Here is a 17,300-nt window from a genome sequence, read left to right as displayed (position 1 = left end):
TCTCTTTTTGCTTGGTAAAGCAGTTTCCCTGCTATTTGAAAACCTTGAGGTTTTCAGCACGTTGACTTATCGACTTTCACCACATGTCGACTCTCTGTAAAGTCATTTCATTCATTTATTTTGATGATGAACTTGATGTAAATTGTGAGAAGATTGTTGAGAAGGCTTCTTCTTTCACAGTGACATTATGTGCTTTAAGGTATTCACCAATCACACCAGCAACATAAGTTGTATCTGCCATTTTTTCTGCCTTGATTACATCTTTAAGTTTATCTTTATACTTGTTCATATCTGAACCTTTATCTGAAGTTTTAATCATTTTCACAACATAGTAGCTTGTTGCACCAGTTGAGGCATTTGCTGATTCGATAACATCAGAAACTTCACCATTTTTCAATTTGAAGGCTGCAGTTTGAACTTCTTTTGGAATTGTAGTACTTGTTGAATCAAATTTTTGCTTGTTGCTTGCATTGTCTTTCTCAAACTTAGCTGCATCTGATTTCGCAGATTTTACTGCCTTAGTTGCTGCATCTTTAGTTGTTTCTGGAACAACAATCGCTTCAACTTCTGGATGGAAATCTGCCCAAGCTGCCTTCAAGTTAGCATCTGTAAATTGTGTGTCTGAGATTTTTTTCTCAATGGCATATTCTTGCAAGAGTTGAAGACGAACGTAAGATTTATAACTTTTTTCAGTAAATCCTTGTTGTTGCAAAGCTGCAGCAAACTGTTCGCCCATTTGTTTTTTAGTATCGTCAAACTTCGCTTGAACATCTTTATCTGAAACCTTATCGCCAAAATCTTTTTCAAACATTTTCGACATTGTCAAATTTTGTAAAAGAGATGTGGCAGGCATATTTGGAAAAGTTTTAGCTTCACTGTAGAAATCTTCTACATTGATTGTGTCACCCTTCATTGTGATAATATTAGCTCCAGTAGAGTTATTATTTCCACAAGCTGAAAGTGTGACAAGTCCTAAAGCCGCAACAGCTGTTGCGAGTAAGATGTTCAATTTTTTAAATTTCAAAGTTTTCTCCTTGTTGGGTATATTCCCTTGATACATTTGTTTCTTGTAACAATATTATAACACAAAACATTAAATAAACCTAAACTGATTTACAATGTCAAACTTTCTTAATCATTAATATTCCATCTCCTAAAGGAACCATACTTGCGCGGTATTTAGGGTTGTCTAAAACTTCATCAAAGAGACGACGAAGCCCACGTTCAAGTGCACGCTGCGTCCGTTTAATTTCCATAATTGGAATAAGTATTTCTCCGCCTTGGAAAATATCATCCATGATAATCACACCATTTTCCGAAAGCAACTCCATGGCACGAGGCAGAAATTCTACATATTTTGATTTCGCTGAATCCATGAAGATAAAATCAAATTCCCCTTGCAAATCTGCCAAAAGATCGGCAGCATCACCTTCTAAGAGAGTGATCTGTTTTCTTGAATCATAGGTAGCTAGATTTTCCTTAGCCAAGGCAATCATTTCTGGGTTACGATCGATAGTAATTATTTCAGCATCTGGTGCTGCTTCTGCCATCATAAGTGCAGAAAAACCAATAGCAGTTCCTATCTCCAAAACTCTTTGGGGCTTCATTAAATCCAAAAGCATTTGGAAATACACTACTGTTTCATGAGGTATAATCGGGATATTGTTCTCATGAGCAAAGGTCTCAACATTCTTTAGTGGACCAGTAATTTGCGTTTGACGCTCGCGCATGAAGTCAACAATTTCCTCCTTGACTACGGGACGATTCATCATCGGATTACTTGTTCTCTTGTATGTTAAAACCATTATAAATGGGCTCCTTTTTCGACTAATTTTTCTAGCTCAATTAAACGTTTTTCAAAAACAGCAAATGCTGATTCTAAATATGTTGTTTCTTCCATATCCACACCTGCTTGAGCAATCACAGCCAGTGGATAATCACTTGATCCTGCTTTGAGATAAGCGAGGTATTTTTCACGCGCATCTGGGCCACCATTAACGATAGCCTCAGCAAGATAAGTTGCTGCGGCAAAGCCTGTTGCGTATTGGAAGACATAAAAATTATAATAGAAGTGCGGAATGCGAGCCCACTCATATTGAATTTCAGGATTTTCCTGAGCAGCTAAACCGTAGTATTTTTCATTCAGCCCCGCATAAAGCTGGTTCATGAATTCGCTAGTCAGAACTTTTCCTTCTTGATCAGCTTTATGAATCTCATGTTCAAATTCAGCAAATTGGCTTTGACGGAAAACAGTGCCACGGAAACCATCAAGCCAGTGGTATAAAATAGCAAATCGCACTTTTTCATCTGTCGACTCCGCAAGTAAACTTTCAGTCAAGATATTCTCATTGGTTGTTGAAGCAATTTCTGCAAGAAAGATTGGATAGTCCCCATAAACATAAGGTTGATTTTCTCGTGTAAATGTGGAATGCATACTGTGGCCCATTTCATGTACTAAGGTGAACAAATCATCCAAAGTTTCTTGCCAGTTTAACAGCATAAAAGCATTTGTATCATAGCATCCCCCTGAATAAGCACCCGAACGTTTACCGCTATTTTCAGCTACATCAATCCACCGCTCTTCAAAGGCTTTTTTAACATGGTTCGCATATTCAGGTCCAAAAATTTGAAGAACTTCTTCCGCTTTCTCCACTGCCTCGGAGTAGTTAAACTTATAATCCAAGTCCGATAAGGGTGTATAGACATCATACATCTTTAAATCGTTCTCTAACCCTAAAATTTGCTCACGCAATTTAATATAACGATGTAAAAGATGCAAATATTTATTAACCGACTCCAAAAGCTTATCGTAAACTTCTTCCGGAATAAAATTACTTGATAAAGCTGCTTGACGGGCTGAATGGTAGCCACGCATCTTCGCCTTAAAATTATGGACTTTTACATTTGTTTGTAGCGTTTTAGCATAAGTGTGCTGATACTGTTCATAGTTGCTATAAAGGGCTTGATAAGCTGCCTTTCGCACCTGACGTTCCTTACTTTCCATGAGCGAGATATAATTACCGTGTGTCAGCTGTACTTCCTGCCCTTTTTCATCTTTAATCATCGGAAGCTCAATATCAGCATTGTCAAAAATTTCGAAAGTTTCGGCGGCTGCACCAAAAATCTCACTAGCACTGGCTAAGAGTTTTTCCTCTTTTGGACTTAAGATATGCTCCTTTTTAGCAAAAAGGCGGTCAAACATATGAGAATATTGCTCCAGTTTGGGTTCTTCTCTTCTAAAGCTTGCATAACGTTCTGGCGTTAAAGCTAAGAATTCCGGCTCGTAAAAAGCAAAGGTTTCTCCAAGCTTGGCATATAAATTTGTGGCTTTGGCTTCGTATTCTTGGTAACGACTCACTTGCGTATCTTGGTCATGTTTCATTGAGGCATAGACATAAACCTTCTCCACAGCACGCGAGATTTCCAGCTCAATTTCCGTGATTTCTAATAAGCTTTGAGCGCTATCTAGAAGATGTCCTTCGTAGTGCTTTACCGTCCCTAATCTTTCCGAAACTCTTTTAAGTTCTAGTTCCCAGGCGGCATCGTTTTCAAACACAGTTGACAAATCCCAAGTTAAGTTTTCAGCTATTTCATCACGTTTTTTTGCCATTCCATTCTCCGTTTTTCACTTTATTTTTATCTTTAATTATAGCATAGAAGCTTGGTGTATGCAGTTTTTCGTGTTCTTGTAACTGAAAACTTTCATAGAAGCTGTGATAATATTTTTCCAAGGGAGTATCTACTTGAAAAAAGCTTTCTGGCGTATCATCGGAAAAGTCAAAGGTCAATAAGTTTAAGCCTGGAGGACTCCAGTAGCTCTTATTCCAATTGAGGTCTAGCAAATTTTTTCCTTGTTCATAATATTTTTCTTGCATTTTAAGCCATTTTGGCACTTGATAATACAGTTGTTTCTGAACAAACAACTGTAACTCTTCCTGTTTTGGAGCATCTAAACTAAGATCTTCTCCTTCTCGAAAGGGTTGGCGTAAGAGCTCTAAGAGATTCTCTTGAAAGAAGTCAAACTCTTCAGTAAGATAAATCGGTCGTCCTTTCAAATCTTGATAAACCAATGATTTCAACCGTAGTTTTTTTCTGTTCCAGTCTAATTCCCAAAAATAAAAACCTCTCACTGCTGAATAATAGAGCAAATTTTTCTGCAAAGATGATAGGTTATTCTTAAGCCATAAGTCCCTTCCTTGAAGCCAAAGGACATAATATCCTTTTTCTTTGTAACTTACCGTTCTCTCTTCTAAACGTTGCAAAGAAAGCGGCGAACACTGTATTTCAATAGCAAGTTTATCATTTACTAACAAATCAGCCGTTTGCTTAATTTCTGGCACATACTTTTCCAACTCAACTTTCTCTTTTTTCTTAAACCATTGATACAAACTGAGTTTTAAGCCCAAGTGTTGTGCAGATTCATTTTCGCTCCAAGAGTCACAATTTTTTACGGATATGTGAGCAAAGTGAGGAATTTTTATCTTCCCTTTTTTTAAACGAAGGGGCGACTTACAGGCTGGGCAATAAAAAGGGCCACTAATTGAAGAATTGTCAAGGAGATTAATTGTTTTTCCGTCTTTATCCAAAGCTATTAACATATCAAATAGTACGAAGAATAGCTCTAAAAGTCACAAGGCAAACAAAAAAACTCGGAAAATCCGAGTCTTTATATCTTAACGGTTAAGTACAAAGTGATCCATAAAAAGAATAAAAAGAGCAAATGCTATGAATACACCTGTGATTAAGCCAACCCAAAAAATATGTTTACGTCTTTGACTGTTCATCACTGCGATAAACTCACGAATAAATGCTGGAAGACGGAAGTACAAAGGTGTTTTTCCTCCAATCCCTCCTTGCGCATTTAATCCTTGTTGAGCAGCAAAGAGAGCCGCTCGGAAAACGTGATAGTCCGAAGAGAAAAAGAGAAATTCTTCATCGGCTTTCTGTTCAATTTTTTCAATCAACTGAGATGAAAATTTTAAATTTTCAAAAGTTGTTTTTGATTGATCTTCAACCAAGGTTCGTTCTTTGGGAAAGCCCAGTTCTTCGACAGCGTATTTTTGCATCGCTAGTGCTTCCGCAAGTTGTTCATCACTACCTTGTCCCCCAGAGAAAACCATTATAGTTTTATCATTTGCAGCCTTTATTCCTGCACGGATACGGTTAGCTAAAAGGGGGCTAACAAACTGGCCATTAATCAGTCCAGAGCCTAGAACCACGTGATATTTTGAAGACTTTTTACGGAAACGACGTCCATATGTCCAGCTAGCAAAAAAGAAAACCGTGAATTGCCAGACAAGATAAAAGGCCAACACAGGATAAACGTAGCTCAAGAGCTGTAGCCAAAGCCAACCTTCAGATAAAGTAGAAACTCGAATATAGAGCCAATCGACTAGAAAAAAGACAAACATAATGGCCGGCAAAATCAAATTCGCTAAACTATGTGATTCACGCCGCCACATTTTAATCGTTAAAACCACAATCCCCACAGGTACGACAAAACTAATCATAAAAGTAGGAATCAAAAAGAGGGCAAGCTCAATAATAATTATGGCTAAAATGATATTGGAATGTGAATTATAATTAGCCGAAAAAAGAATCCCCATAATACCGTTAAACAGTACAAAAAGACTGGCTAAAAAACCAATAGTAAGTCGTCCTAAACGTAAAGTTCTCATATCCTTCAAACGATGCGACTTTGTATAAAAAATGACGGTCGGGATTAAAGCTAAAAAACTAATCACCGAAAATGCAATAATAAGTGGTGTCTCCATGTCTTTATTTTAACATAAAAATCCGCTGATAAAAGCGGATTTCTCTCATGATAGTGTACAAATTATAGAGTTATTTTTAGAGAATAGCAAGTACTGCAAAATTTAAGGCAAATGCAATTGCGACAACCCAAATAATTGGTTTTACTTCTTTAATCTTACCTGTAAAGAGTTTTGAGAAGATATAAGTGATAAAGCCAGCAGCAATACCATATGAGATGGAGTAGCCAAGACCCATAAATACTGAAGCAAAGAAGGCTGGAATAGCTTCACTCAATTCAGACCAGTTGATTTCCTTGAATGATGACAACATCATCATACCTACAATAATCAAAATTGGAGCCGTTGCTTGCGTTGGAACAATGGCAAGTAATGGTAAGAAAAGACTTGAGATCGCAAACATCACAGCAACGACAATCGAAGTCAAGCCTGTACGTCCGCCTGCTCCAATACCAGCTGCTGATTCTACATAAACAGTTGTATTTGAAGTTCCGAAAATCGCACCGATTGGTGTAGCAATCATGTCAGCAAAGAGTGCTTTGTCCATTTTAGATGAGAAACCTTTGCTATTTGCCATATCCACAAAATCTTGATCTGTAAAGATTCCTGTGCTACGACCTGTACCAATGAACGTACCAATCGGATCAAAGATTGAGGTTAACGAGAAGGCCAAAATTGTCATCAAAACTTCAATAATTCGAGATGAATCAGAAAATAAACTACCAAAACCTTTAGGACCAAAAGCAGCACCAAAAGTTGTTCCCATCTCGTTGATTGCTGTCCCGAGATTGTTGTCTGCAAAAAGTGTAGACATATCAACTTTTGTAACACCTGTTAAAAGTGCAAGTACAGTCGTTACTGCGATTGACAAGAGAATCCCTGCTTTCCATTTACGGAGAACAAAGAACATTGTTACTAAAATACCAACTAAAGCAACAAGAACACCAGGATCATCAAATTTAACTAAGCCAGGAACAATTGTTGAATCTGCAGTGATAGTGCCGTGGTTATCCGTATAAGTACCTGGTGATGCAATAAATTCAAGAATACCAGCGTTTTTAATACCAATATAAGCGATGAAAATACCGATACCACCACCAATAGCGTGTTGTAAGCTCTCAGGAATTCCTAAAACAATTGCTTTACGAATTGAAGTAAATGTAATAATAATATTGACAATACCACAAATGAAGACCATTGCTAAAGCTTCTTGCCAAGTGTAGCCTAATGAAAGAACAACAGTATAAGCAAAGAAGGCGTTAATTCCCATACCTGGTGCAAGGGCATAAGGAACATTGGCGATTAAACCAATAGCTACCGAACCCACAATTGAAGCTAAGATAGTAGCTAAGAAAACTGCCTGAACGGGCATCCCTGTTGATCCTAAAACATCAGGATTGACAAACAAGATGTAGCTCATAGCAAAGAAGGTAGTAATACCTGCCATAATTTCACGGCCCACAGTAGTGCCGTTTTCTTCAAGTTTAAAGAACTTGTTCACGAATAAATTCTCCTTTTAATAAAAAGTTGCATGCCACATTCGTTTTTCGTGACACACGTCATAAAATGATACATGTTCAGTATAAATAAATTTTAAGTTTGAAACAAGGAATTTCGAGTCATTTAAAAAAACAAGTCCGTATATGTTCGTAAATACCGAACTAGAGACTTATAAATATTTATAAAAGTTCGTCCATTTTAATAATTGTTGTCAAAAACATAAATTTTATTTTTCATAGTGTCTTGTAGATTACTTAATTAATGAACACTCCACGTCTTATTTCTTAAAAAGCAACCTAGACCAAAAGCAGCTTTAGTGCTTTTCTGGTATAATAAAAAATAAGAAATATTTTAAAGGATTAAGTATGGAAAACAAAGATAGAAAATTGATTGCCATTGATCTTGACGGCACAACGCTTCATAGCGACGGGCGTACAATCAGTCGCTATACAAAATATATTTTTAAACGTATTGAGGAGCAAGGCCACATCATCTGCATCTCCACGGGTCGTCCTTTCCGTATGGCTGTTGATATTTATCGCGAACTCGAACTTAAAAGTCCGATGATCAACTTCAATGGTGCTTTGATTTCCAAGCCAGACAATCGTAATTGGGAGTACACCAAAGGTCATTATATTGATCGTTCATTCGTCTTTGACTTTTTACGCCATCAACAAAACTTTGATTTAGAATTTTTTGCGGTTGAATATCGCCGTAAATTTTTCCTTAATAACTTCAGGAACGTAACCCCTAAACTTTTTGGTGTCGAACAGTTCCATCCCTACAATCGTTTGCGCGCAGATCGTCTCGATGACAATCCGCATGCAGTACTCCTTTCTACACGAGTAAAAGATAAATTTCGTCTGGCCAAGCAAATCCAAGATCATTATAACGGAAAAATCAGTGTAAGTGGCTGGGGCGGTCCTAATGGCGTTTTAGAAATTGTCCTCAAAGGTGTCAGCAAAGCTTCTGGTCTCAAGCATCTTCTCCGTGTTCTCGAAATTCCAAAAGAAAACCTTATAGCATTTGGTGACGAGCATAACGACATCGAAATGTTTAAATTTGCTGAGGAAGCCTATGCTATGAAAAATGCCTCCACTCGCCTCACACCACATGCCACTGAAATTCTTCCGTGGACAAATGATGAGGACGGGGTTGCCCATAAATTAGAAGAACTCTTTTTGAAGTAGTTGCTTATCTAACCCCCAAAAAATAAAAAAACTTCATCAATTGATGAAGTTTTTTATTAATCACGACTGTTTCCCATAAATCCAAAGATTCTCAAGAGTGAGAGGAAAAGGTTGATAAAGTCAAGATAGAGTGATAACGCCATGCTAATCGCCCAGCCGTTACTTACATTACCGTTATTTTGGCGGTAAACATGCTCAATCTTTTGATTGTCCCAAGCAATCAGCCCACTGAAAACGAGGACACTGATGATTGAAGATACAAAGACAACCATTGGACTTCTTAAGAAGATGTTAATAACCCCTGCGATGATTAAACCAATCAGCATACCCATCATGGCACGCCCCATACCAGACAAATCACGTTTAGTTGTACGTCCATAGACTGAAAGACCAAAGAACATTCCAGCAGTTGATACAAAGGCTAAAGTGACATCAGAAGCTGTATAAGCTGCAATTGTGAAGCTCATCATGAAGCCCATCAAGACTGAGAAACCAATAAACATAGGCAAAGCCGTGGGTTTATTTTTCATGGCTGCATTTTGCATTGGGAAGATGAGAATCAGTGGTAAGAACCAAATGATAAGCATTGCAAAACCGGCACGATTCACCAAGTTCTGAGCTGCATCCCAGAAAATATTTATTGTTAAAAAAGATGTGAGTGCTGAAACAGCAACTCCAATTCCGACAATCCCATAAATGCGAGCAAAAAATTGATTCAGCGATACTTGACTTCTATTATTATTTATAAATGGATTTTCCATAGTATCTCCTTTTCTAATATACCTTTAAGACTATTTTACCAAAAATTTACAAGGCTGTCATCAGACTTGAGTCCTAGTTTGGCGTTCTTTCTTCATAATTTTCTTATTTTGACCAATCTATCCCTTTTTGTCCTGTTTTTTCTAAAAAGGTATTAGCTTTCGAAAATGGCTGTGAGCCAAAGAAGCCACGAGAAGCAGAAAGAGGTGAAGGATGTGCAGATTCAAGTATTAAATGCTTAGAAGAATCAATCAGCTTCGCTTTCTTACGTGCATCACCACCCCATAAGAGAAAGACTTTTGGACGATCATCATCCGAAGCAATTTTTATTATCTCATCTGTCAAAGGTTCCCAAATTTTTCCTTTATGAGCATTAGACTTCATCTCAGGGACGGTAAGTACAGCATTGAGCAATAAAACCCCTTGCTCAGCCCAATGTGTTAAATCTGAATCCTCTTTATCAAAGCCCTCGCTTTTAAGTTCTTTCCGAATATTGACAATAGAGTCTGGTCGATTCACCACGAAGGAAGCTGGATAGGAAAAACTTAGTCCCTGAGCTTTACCCGGCTGTGGATAAGGATCCTGTCCAACTAGTACAACTTTGACATCAGCTAAAGCAGTCAATTCAATCGCTCGAAATATCTTATCCTCAGGCGGGTAAACATTGCCTTGTGAATAAACGTCATTGATAAAATCAACAAGGGTTGAAAAGTATTCCTGAGGCAATCGTTCTCTTAAAGGTTCACTCCAATCCGTTTTTTTCATTGTCCTTCCTTCTCCTTCATTTTAATTTGTGCATATTGGCGCAATACGGTTTTTAACTTTTCTGGGGCAGTTTTCCGGAAATCGCTAAGATAAATCTCACGATGATGGAATTCTTTGTGGATAAGTTCATAGCCCTCTGCAGCGGCAAATTCCTCCATCAAAGTAAAAGTTTCAGCTTCATCGTCAAAACTCCCCTTATGCATGGCTTGAATACAAAGTCCGTCTGTAATCTTTTCATATTTTACTTGAGAAAAATCTTGTTTTTTCTTTGAAGCTGTGTCTTTTTTCGCCCACTCAACAATTTCTTCAGTTACAAATTCTGGCATCCGAATCATAACTTTCCAAATCAGTTCTTCTTTACGTAGAGGCTCATTAGCCTTTGGAGCCGTCCGGCTTGTCCACAAACCCTCCAAGGGCGGCACAACAAAACGGTAAAACTGTGGAATCACCACATCTTCTCTTTTGTAGGACATTGAAATAGCATATGCTATAGGATAAAGTGAAGCAATCGCTTCTTGGAAAGCTGTACCAGCTGGTGCACCGTGACCAGAAACAGTCAAATAAAACATCTCAGGTACAGTAATTACTTCAATTTTTTTAGGAAAATAAAACTCTTTTTCAGTTTTTTTAAAATCTACTTTTATAGAATCTGTCATTGTTTGGTATCGGAAATAAGCAGAAAATTATTTCTTTTTTTCCACTTTCCTCTCCTTTCTTTGTCGCTGGCAACTCCCTGCCTAGGTCACCTATAAATTCAACGTTGTTAATAACATTATTATAACATTTATCTTACATGTTTTATTTCTATCATCAGCTTCATCCAAAGTTCTCCCATTTTTAGAGTAAAAAAAAATCCTATCAGCAGACAGGAATATTTTTTTGCAATTAAGAATTAGCCCAATTTAGCTGCCAAACGTGATTTGTCACGTGAAGCTTTGTTAGCGTGGATAAGACCTTTTGATGCAGCTTTGTCGATTGCAGAGCTTGCAGCTTTGAATGTGTCTTCGCTTGGTGCAGTTTCAAATTTTTTGATTGCAGTACGCATTGCAGATTTTTGTTGTGAGTTGCGTTCGTTAGCAACAACGTTCAATTCAGCGCGTTTGATTGCAGATTTGATATTAGCCATTATTTCCTCCAAATTTTTGTAATACCTATAAATTATACAGGATTTTTAGCTTTTTAGCAACTGTTTGTCAAAAGAAAATTGAAATATTTTTCTTTTTTCTTGTGTCAAATTGCATATTGCTATTTACATTTTAGAGAATGGTGCTATAATATGAATATGAAATTAGATGAAAATCCATGGTTGACAGATGCCGAGTTTATGAGTTATGTTGGTCACTTTCTTGAAATGCCGGAACTGAAACAGCTTGATGAAATCACACATCACTATACTTCAACACGTTTGATTCATTCAATCAAGGTAAGTTATGTGAGCTATTTAGTTTGTAAAAAGATGGGCTGGAATGCAAAATCTGCTGCCCGTGCAGGTCTCTTACATGACCTTTTCTACTACGATTGGCGCGACACTAAATTTAACAAAAGTCATGCCTATGTTCATCCTCGTATCGCTGCCCGTAATGCAGCAAAAATTACTACCCTTTCTGATCTTGAGTACGACTGCATCGTCAAACATATGTGGGGGGCTACAATAGCACCGCCACGTTATAAAGAAAGCTGGGTTGTTACCTTAGCAGACGATTATGTCGCAATGACTGAAGGCGTAGAAACTGCACGTTTCAAATGGAAAACGCGCAAATACTTTAAACGTCACCTTCCAATTTGAACTATTAACATAACAATAGTTCATGATAAGCATCTAACCATTGGTTAGATGCTTCTTTTTTTATTTTTTAAGACATTCAAGAGGTTTAACACCTTTTTTAACCCCAAGTTGGCAGAAATGTGAAATTATAAAGCGTACTATATAAAATTTATAATGTTATTTTATCATTGTAGACTAAAAGAAGGTATAAATTCTACTTCATATTTATACTTTCTAAAATTTTCAGAAGTAAAAAAAATGATGAATGTACCACTTTGTACTATTTTTTTCCTTGTTCAAAAATTAATGACTTCAATATCACAAGGGAAAGCTATTAAATCCTTAAAAATCAGAGCAATTTTAACTTTTCTTAACCGCTACCATGTTATAATATTGATAAGCTTATCGTTCGTAATTTTTTACTCAACTTTATGGAAAGGGGCTTAATATTATGAGTCTTTCAAAAGAACAACGCGTGCATGATTTGGCCTTGTGCATACTAAATAATGTCAATATGACTGAAGGTTTGTTCTCTGCTTTAGAGAAAGCAAATGAACTATCCGTCAGCGATGCTTACCCTAAAAAATATGCTGTAGCTTATACAGTACTAACACAAAAGCTCCAAGATGAACTCACTGATTTTGATGATTTAACTTTTTGAGGCCAAAAATACAAATAAAAAAAGACTGGTTTTAAACCGTCTTTTTTTATTTAAAAATTGCAAAATCAGCTTCCGTAAGCCCAATCAATGGATCAAAATCACCAGAATTAACCAAATCCGCTGTTAAAAAAGGTTCAGTCGAATATGATGCAGAAGTAAAATTTTCTTCAGGAAAAAGCGAAATTTCCTCTGTTTGAGATTGACTAACTTTCACAGTTGTTTCACTCTTGTCATCATCCAAAGTTTGCTTTATTTCTTCTACAGGCTCTGCTTTGCCAGTAAATCGCTCCTTTAAGAAAGTTTTTCGATTGGCACTTTCTTTTTGAACAGCTTGGGCAAAGGCTTTTTGTTCTCCAATAAGAATTAGACTTTGTTTGGCTCGCGTAATTGCTGTATACAAGAGATTACGTTCCAGCATCCTTGAATAGGACGAAACCATTGGAACAACAACTGTTGAAAACTCACTCCCTTGCGACTTATGAATAGACATTGCGTAAGCTAAGGTAATTTTATACCACTCTGCGCGAGGATAGCTCACTTCTTGACCATCAAAATCCATCACGATTTCGTCTTGCTTGCTTTCTGTATGTTTTGCTGGAATAAGCTCAACAATCCTCCCTAAATCGCCATTAAAAACATTGTTTTCTGCATCATTGACTAAATGGAGAACTTTATCATCCTCTCGAAAATGAATATCCTGATAATTAAACTCTTGTCGCTCATCAAGAGGGTTAAACAATTCTTGCAACAAACCATTTAAGGTGTTTATACCAGCTACACCTTTATACATCGGTGCTAAAATCTGCAATTCAAAAGGATTATTTCCTCTTTTTTTCCACGCAGTCGCCACTTGTTTCACAAGATGAGCAACTTGTCCTGTTCCAGCTTCAAAATAAGAACGATCGGGATGACGGCTAGTAAAATCTTGTGGCAAACGGCCTTCCTTAATCTCATGAGCAAGGTCAATAATCGTCGATTCAGCTCCTTGACGGAAGATTTTATCCAAGCGAACTGAAGGAATCTCTGGAAGCTTCAGCAAGTCTGCAAAGACTTGCCCAGGACCAACTGACGGCAGCTGATCTGCATCGCCTACAAAGAGTACTTTCATGGAAGGAGGAATGGCTTGTAAAAGTTTATTTGCTAACCAGGTATCTACCATTGAAAATTCATCTACAATTAAAAGTGAACCCGCAAGATCATTACTTTCCATATCCATTGCTTCATCAGTGTTTAAACCTAAATGGCGATGAAGCGTTGCTGCTGGTAAGCCAGTAAGTTCATTCATTCGGCGACTTGCTCTTCCTGTTGGTGCTGCCAGGAGAATAGGGAAAACATCATCATGATAATGCCCAGGATCTAAATCAATGTCATGAAGCTGTGCATAAGTTTCGATAAAACCATTGATAATCGTTGTTTTACCTGTTCCTGGTCCACCGGTTAAAATGAAGAACTGACTATTTAAAGCTTGAAAAATAGCTTCTTTCTGCAGTTTATCGTAGCGAATACCGAGCTTAGTTTCCACTTGCTCAATATTTTTCAAGATTTTTTCATCTGAGAAGGTCTGAGTACTACGTCCAATAAGTTTTTTGAGGTATTCACTAATGCCTTGCTCAGCAAAATAAAGGGAATTTTCAAATATTTTAGTTTCTTCTTGTTGCATTTTACCGTCTTCAAGCAGATGGTTGATTTCTTCAGCCACAGTCTCTGGGCTAACTTCTATCTGGCGTGCTTCTTCCAAAACTTGGATCGTTTGTTGCAAAAGATCACGCGCTTCAATATAAGTATCGCCCGTAATTAAAGGGTGTGTTTTAACCACATGCATCAATCCCGCTCTAAAGCGGTCACTACTATCTGCTGCAATTCCCAATTCTTGAGCAATTTGGTCCGCTGTTTTAAAGCCAATTCCTTTGATATCTTCAACCAACTGGTAAGGATTCTTGGCGATAATATCCAAGGTTTGATCTTTGTAAAGCTCATGAATTTGAAATTGGAGCTTACTGGGGATACCATATTCTGCAAGCTTTGATAAAATCTTTTCCACACCATGATTGTCACGAAGTCTTTTAATAAAGGAATTTTTCTTTGCTAAAGGAAGGATATCGTCTAATTCTTCCGGCTTACTTAAGATACTGTCAACTGTATCATCAGGAAAAAGAGCCACGATTCTTTCTGCCGTCTTTTTACCAATCCCAGGAAATTTATCAGAAGAAAAGTATTTAATTAGTCCTGCAGCACTGGTCGGTACAGCTTTTTCATAAGTTTCAACTTGAAGCTGCTCCCCATATTTTGGATGTGTCGTAAGTTTACCATAGAAGGTATAACTGTCCCCTTCGATCAACTCCCCAATTGTTCCGGTTACAACAATTTCGTAATCTTCATAATCACTATTGGTATCATCCACTTCTACTAAAAGTACTTTATAAAAATTACTAGGATTACTAAAGAAAATCGCTTCAATTGTTCCGGTAAAATATATTTTTTCTGTCATAACACTTTATTCCAGTGCAACAGCTCAAAACGTTGACCTTTCGTTTCTAAAACAGTTACACTATTATTGGCTAAGCCACCAGCTGTACGTAACTCTTGTAGCGGAAAGCCCGCTAAATGTCGCATTCCCGCTGTCCCTGAAGCACCATGACCGACCAATAATATATTTTCAGCCTCTTGCTTTTTGAGGTCATTTGCTAAACTATCAAAACGTGCTAAAACATTAGCTACTGTTTCCGCTCCAAAATGGCGCCCATCAAAATTTTGCAATTCATTCCGAGAAGCAAACATTTCATCTGGATACTTCAAGAGTGCATTTGCGACCAACTGGCCTTCCAGCTGACCAAAATTCCATTCGGAAAGGCGAATATCTGTATTTACTGGCAAAGCAGTTAACAATTTTGCGGTTGTCACAGCACGTGGCTGCGGGCTAGAAATCACTTTATCAAATTGGACAATTTGTCCCAGTCTTTCATTTACTCGGGCTATCGCCTTATAGGATTCCGGCAAAAGAGGCGAGTCCCCTTTTTGACCTTGGAGCCTTTTTTCGAGGTTCCATTGCGTTTTACCGTGTCTTACAAAATAGATTTTCATTTTAATTCCTGAATTTCTTTAATTATTTCTTCTGGTTTTTTGTCCTTGGTTTCAATAATAATATCCGCTACTTCTTCGTAGAATTTTTCACGCTGCATAAACAATTGTTCTACGTCTTGTACGGGTTGTGTAGCCAACGGTCTTTTATTCTTTTGATCAGTAAGAATACGTTCATAGAGCGTTTCAAAATCTGCCTTGAGATAAACGACATTTTTCAGCTTTTTCAGACAGTCCCGATTTTCTACAAGTTGAACAATGCCGCCACCTGTGGCAACATTAAATCCTGAGAGCACCGCTGCCTCAAGTGTTTCTCTTTCAATTTGTCGAAATTTAGCTTCGCCATATTCCTGAAAAAATTGTATAATGGGCATTCCAATCTCTTGTTCAATGGCTTGATCAAGGTCAATAAAGTTTTCCTTATTTAGAGCCCTTGCAATCGTTGATTTCCCCGCGCCCATAAACCCAATCAACACTACTGCCATTCTCGTTCCTCCTTGCTTGGCCCAAGTAAACCTTTCAGATCGTCAAAGAAAGTTGGATAACTTGTTTTAATGGCTTGACTTCCTTCTAAAACAACTTCTCCTTCTTGGACAAGAAGCGCCGCAATTGCTGTCATCATACCAATACGATGATCACCGTGCGTATTGATGTCTTTATGAGGCGCATGAAGGTTTGTCTTCCCTCTAATCTTCATCCCATCCGCTGTAGGTGTAACATCAGCTCCCATCGCTTTTAAGATGTCCGATACAACCGAGATACGATCCGTTTCTTTGACACGCAGCTCTTCCGCATCTGCAATAACCGTTTCACCCTCAGCTTGTGTAGCTAAAAGAGCAATAATCGGCAGCTCATCAATCAACCTTGGTATCAAATCGCCCGATATCTGGGTTGCAGTCAATGTGCTATAACGAATTTTGAGTGTAGCAGCTATCGCAGTTTGGTTGGTGATTTCAACTTTTCCTCCCATAGCAGTAACAATATCAATTATTCCTGTTCGTGTGGCATTGATACCAACATTTTGCAGTTCAATATTGCTTCCTGGAATAATTAAAGCAGCAACAATCCAAAAAGCTGCTGAGGAAATATCTCCAGGCACTGTAATTTCTTGGCCTTCTAACTTTTGTCCACCTCTTATTCGGATATGCTTTCCCGATACTGTAAGTTCTCCACCAAACTGTTTAAGCATTTCTTCGGTATGATTTCGTGTCACCGCTTTTTCCACAATTTCTGATATTTGATTACTCTTTGTTTGTAGTGCGGCAAAAATCAAAGCTGATTTTACTTGTGCAGAGGCTACAGGCAGTTGATAGTTGATAGACTGCAGTTGTCTCCCTTGAATTTCTAAAGGTGGCAGACAAGCTTCTCCTTGACCAGAGATTTTTGCTCCCATTAATTTTAATGGGTGAGCAATACGATCCATTGGGCGACGCGAGAGCGAAGCATCACCAATTAATTTTGTTTCAAAGTCTAAACCAGCGAGAATCCCTGACATTAATCGCATCGATGTTCCTGAATTTCCCATATCCAAGGGCTTATTCGCTGGCTGTAAGCCTTCAAAGCCCTTACCTTGAATATAGATTATCCCCTCTTTATCTTCAATTTTAACACCCAAGTCTTGGAAAGCTTGCATTGTAGCTGTGACATCCTCAGCTCGCAAAATATGCTTTACCCTTGTTTGACCATGTGAAATCGCCCCAAACATTATGGAGCGGTGAGAAATTGATTTATCCCCAGGAACAGTAAGTTTGCCTGTGAGTGATTTTGCCTTTATTTCGAGTTTCATTGCGTTTCAAACTTTCTTCTCTACG

The 17,300-nt window shown here is 37.8% G+C and carries 17 protein-coding genes; 3 read left to right on the top strand and 14 right to left on the bottom strand.

All coding sequences use genetic code 11. From position 1 onward, the window contains the following. Positions 1–115: 115 nt before the first annotated feature. From J0J36_RS02375 to J0J36_RS02350, 6 genes are all read right to left on the bottom strand, one after another. Positions 116–1,024: a peptidyl-prolyl cis-trans isomerase gene (locus J0J36_RS02375; protein WP_019292043.1), complete on the bottom strand. Its 909-nt coding sequence runs from the start codon at positions 1,022–1,024 to the stop codon at positions 116–118. 97 nt (positions 1,025–1,121) lie between these two features. Further along, a complete protein-coding gene (locus J0J36_RS02370) occupies positions 1,122–1,805 on the bottom strand; it encodes an O-methyltransferase (RefSeq protein ID WP_019292044.1) in 684 nt (227 codons plus the stop codon). Beyond that, a complete protein-coding gene (gene pepF, locus J0J36_RS02365; RefSeq protein WP_019292045.1) occupies positions 1,805–3,610 on the bottom strand; it encodes an oligoendopeptidase F in 1,806 nt (601 codons plus the stop codon). Before pepF ends, J0J36_RS02370 begins: the two co-directional genes overlap by 1 nt. Then, a complete protein-coding gene (locus tag J0J36_RS02360) occupies positions 3,594–4,598 on the bottom strand; it encodes a competence protein CoiA (protein WP_019293087.1) in 1,005 nt (334 codons plus the stop codon). Before J0J36_RS02360 ends, pepF begins: the two co-directional genes overlap by 17 nt. Before the next feature lie 75 nt (positions 4,599–4,673). Then, positions 4,674–5,774, bottom strand: coding sequence for a YdcF family protein (locus J0J36_RS02355; RefSeq protein WP_019292047.1), 1,101 nt, complete (start codon positions 5,772–5,774; stop codon positions 4,674–4,676). Positions 5,775–5,850: 76 nt separating this feature from the next. Next, positions 5,851–7,272: an NCS2 family permease gene (locus tag J0J36_RS02350; RefSeq protein ID WP_019292048.1), complete on the bottom strand. Its 1,422-nt coding sequence runs from the start codon at positions 7,270–7,272 to the stop codon at positions 5,851–5,853. Positions 7,273–7,636: 364 nt separating this feature from the next. On the opposite strand from J0J36_RS02350, the gene J0J36_RS02345 reads away from it, so the two are divergent. Beyond that, positions 7,637–8,461: a Cof-type HAD-IIB family hydrolase gene (locus tag J0J36_RS02345; protein WP_019292049.1), complete on the top strand. Its 825-nt coding sequence runs from the start codon at positions 7,637–7,639 to the stop codon at positions 8,459–8,461. A gap of 56 nt (positions 8,462–8,517) precedes the next feature. On the opposite strand, the gene J0J36_RS02340 is transcribed toward J0J36_RS02345, so the two are convergent. The 4 genes from J0J36_RS02340 to rpsT form a co-directional block, all read right to left on the bottom strand. Next, on the bottom strand, positions 8,518–9,222 hold the full coding sequence (locus J0J36_RS02340; protein WP_004258993.1) for a Bax inhibitor-1/YccA family protein: 705 nt from the start codon (positions 9,220–9,222) through the stop codon (positions 8,518–8,520). 103 nt (positions 9,223–9,325) lie between these two features. After that, positions 9,326–9,985: a uracil-DNA glycosylase gene (locus J0J36_RS02335; protein ID WP_019292050.1), complete on the bottom strand. Its 660-nt coding sequence runs from the start codon at positions 9,983–9,985 to the stop codon at positions 9,326–9,328. Beyond that, positions 9,982–10,641: a GyrI-like domain-containing protein gene (locus tag J0J36_RS02330; protein ID WP_153924578.1), complete on the bottom strand. Its 660-nt coding sequence runs from the start codon at positions 10,639–10,641 to the stop codon at positions 9,982–9,984. Before J0J36_RS02330 ends, J0J36_RS02335 begins: the two co-directional genes overlap by 4 nt. A 236-nt stretch (positions 10,642–10,877) precedes the next feature. After that, complete coding sequence (rpsT, locus tag J0J36_RS02325; RefSeq protein WP_004259004.1) at positions 10,878–11,111, bottom strand: 30S ribosomal protein S20; 234 nt, start codon at positions 11,109–11,111, stop codon at positions 10,878–10,880. Between the two features lie 150 nt (positions 11,112–11,261). On the opposite strand from rpsT, the gene J0J36_RS02320 reads away from it, so the two are divergent. Both J0J36_RS02320 and J0J36_RS02315 read left to right on the top strand, forming a co-directional pair. Then, positions 11,262–11,771, top strand: coding sequence for an HD domain-containing protein (locus J0J36_RS02320; protein WP_017368896.1), 510 nt, complete (start codon positions 11,262–11,264; stop codon positions 11,769–11,771). A gap of 430 nt (positions 11,772–12,201) precedes the next feature. Beyond that, complete coding sequence (locus J0J36_RS02315; protein ID WP_019292052.1) at positions 12,202–12,411, top strand: hypothetical protein; 210 nt, start codon at positions 12,202–12,204, stop codon at positions 12,409–12,411. Positions 12,412–12,457: 46 nt separating this feature from the next. On the opposite strand, the gene J0J36_RS02310 is transcribed toward J0J36_RS02315, so the two are convergent. The 4 genes from J0J36_RS02310 to aroA are packed head-to-tail and all read right to left on the bottom strand — an operon-like array spanning position 12,458 to position 17,275. Beyond that, a complete protein-coding gene (locus J0J36_RS02310; protein ID WP_019292053.1) occupies positions 12,458–14,899 on the bottom strand; it encodes an ATP-dependent RecD-like DNA helicase in 2,442 nt (813 codons plus the stop codon). Beyond that, positions 14,896–15,492, bottom strand: a complete 597-nt coding sequence (locus J0J36_RS02305) for a histidine phosphatase family protein (protein ID WP_019292054.1) — start codon at positions 15,490–15,492, stop codon at positions 14,896–14,898. The genes J0J36_RS02310 and J0J36_RS02305 overlap by 4 nt, the downstream gene beginning before the upstream one ends. Next, positions 15,489–15,974, bottom strand: a complete 486-nt coding sequence (locus J0J36_RS02300) for a shikimate kinase (RefSeq protein WP_019293096.1) — start codon at positions 15,972–15,974, stop codon at positions 15,489–15,491. Before J0J36_RS02300 ends, J0J36_RS02305 begins: the two co-directional genes overlap by 4 nt. Then, positions 15,965–17,275 (bottom strand): 3-phosphoshikimate 1-carboxyvinyltransferase, encoded by a 1,311-nt coding sequence (aroA, locus tag J0J36_RS02295; protein ID WP_019292056.1) that lies wholly within the window; start codon positions 17,273–17,275, stop codon positions 15,965–15,967. The genes J0J36_RS02300 and aroA overlap by 10 nt, the downstream gene beginning before the upstream one ends. Positions 17,276–17,300: the final 25 nt, after the last annotated feature.

Source organism: Lactococcus sp. LG1074 (assembly GCF_017309525.1).
Lineage (GTDB): Bacteria > Bacillota > Bacilli > Lactobacillales > Streptococcaceae > Lactococcus > Lactococcus petauri.
The sequence above is the reverse complement of the archived record's forward strand: the minus strand, read 5'-3'. Positions and strand labels throughout refer to the sequence as shown.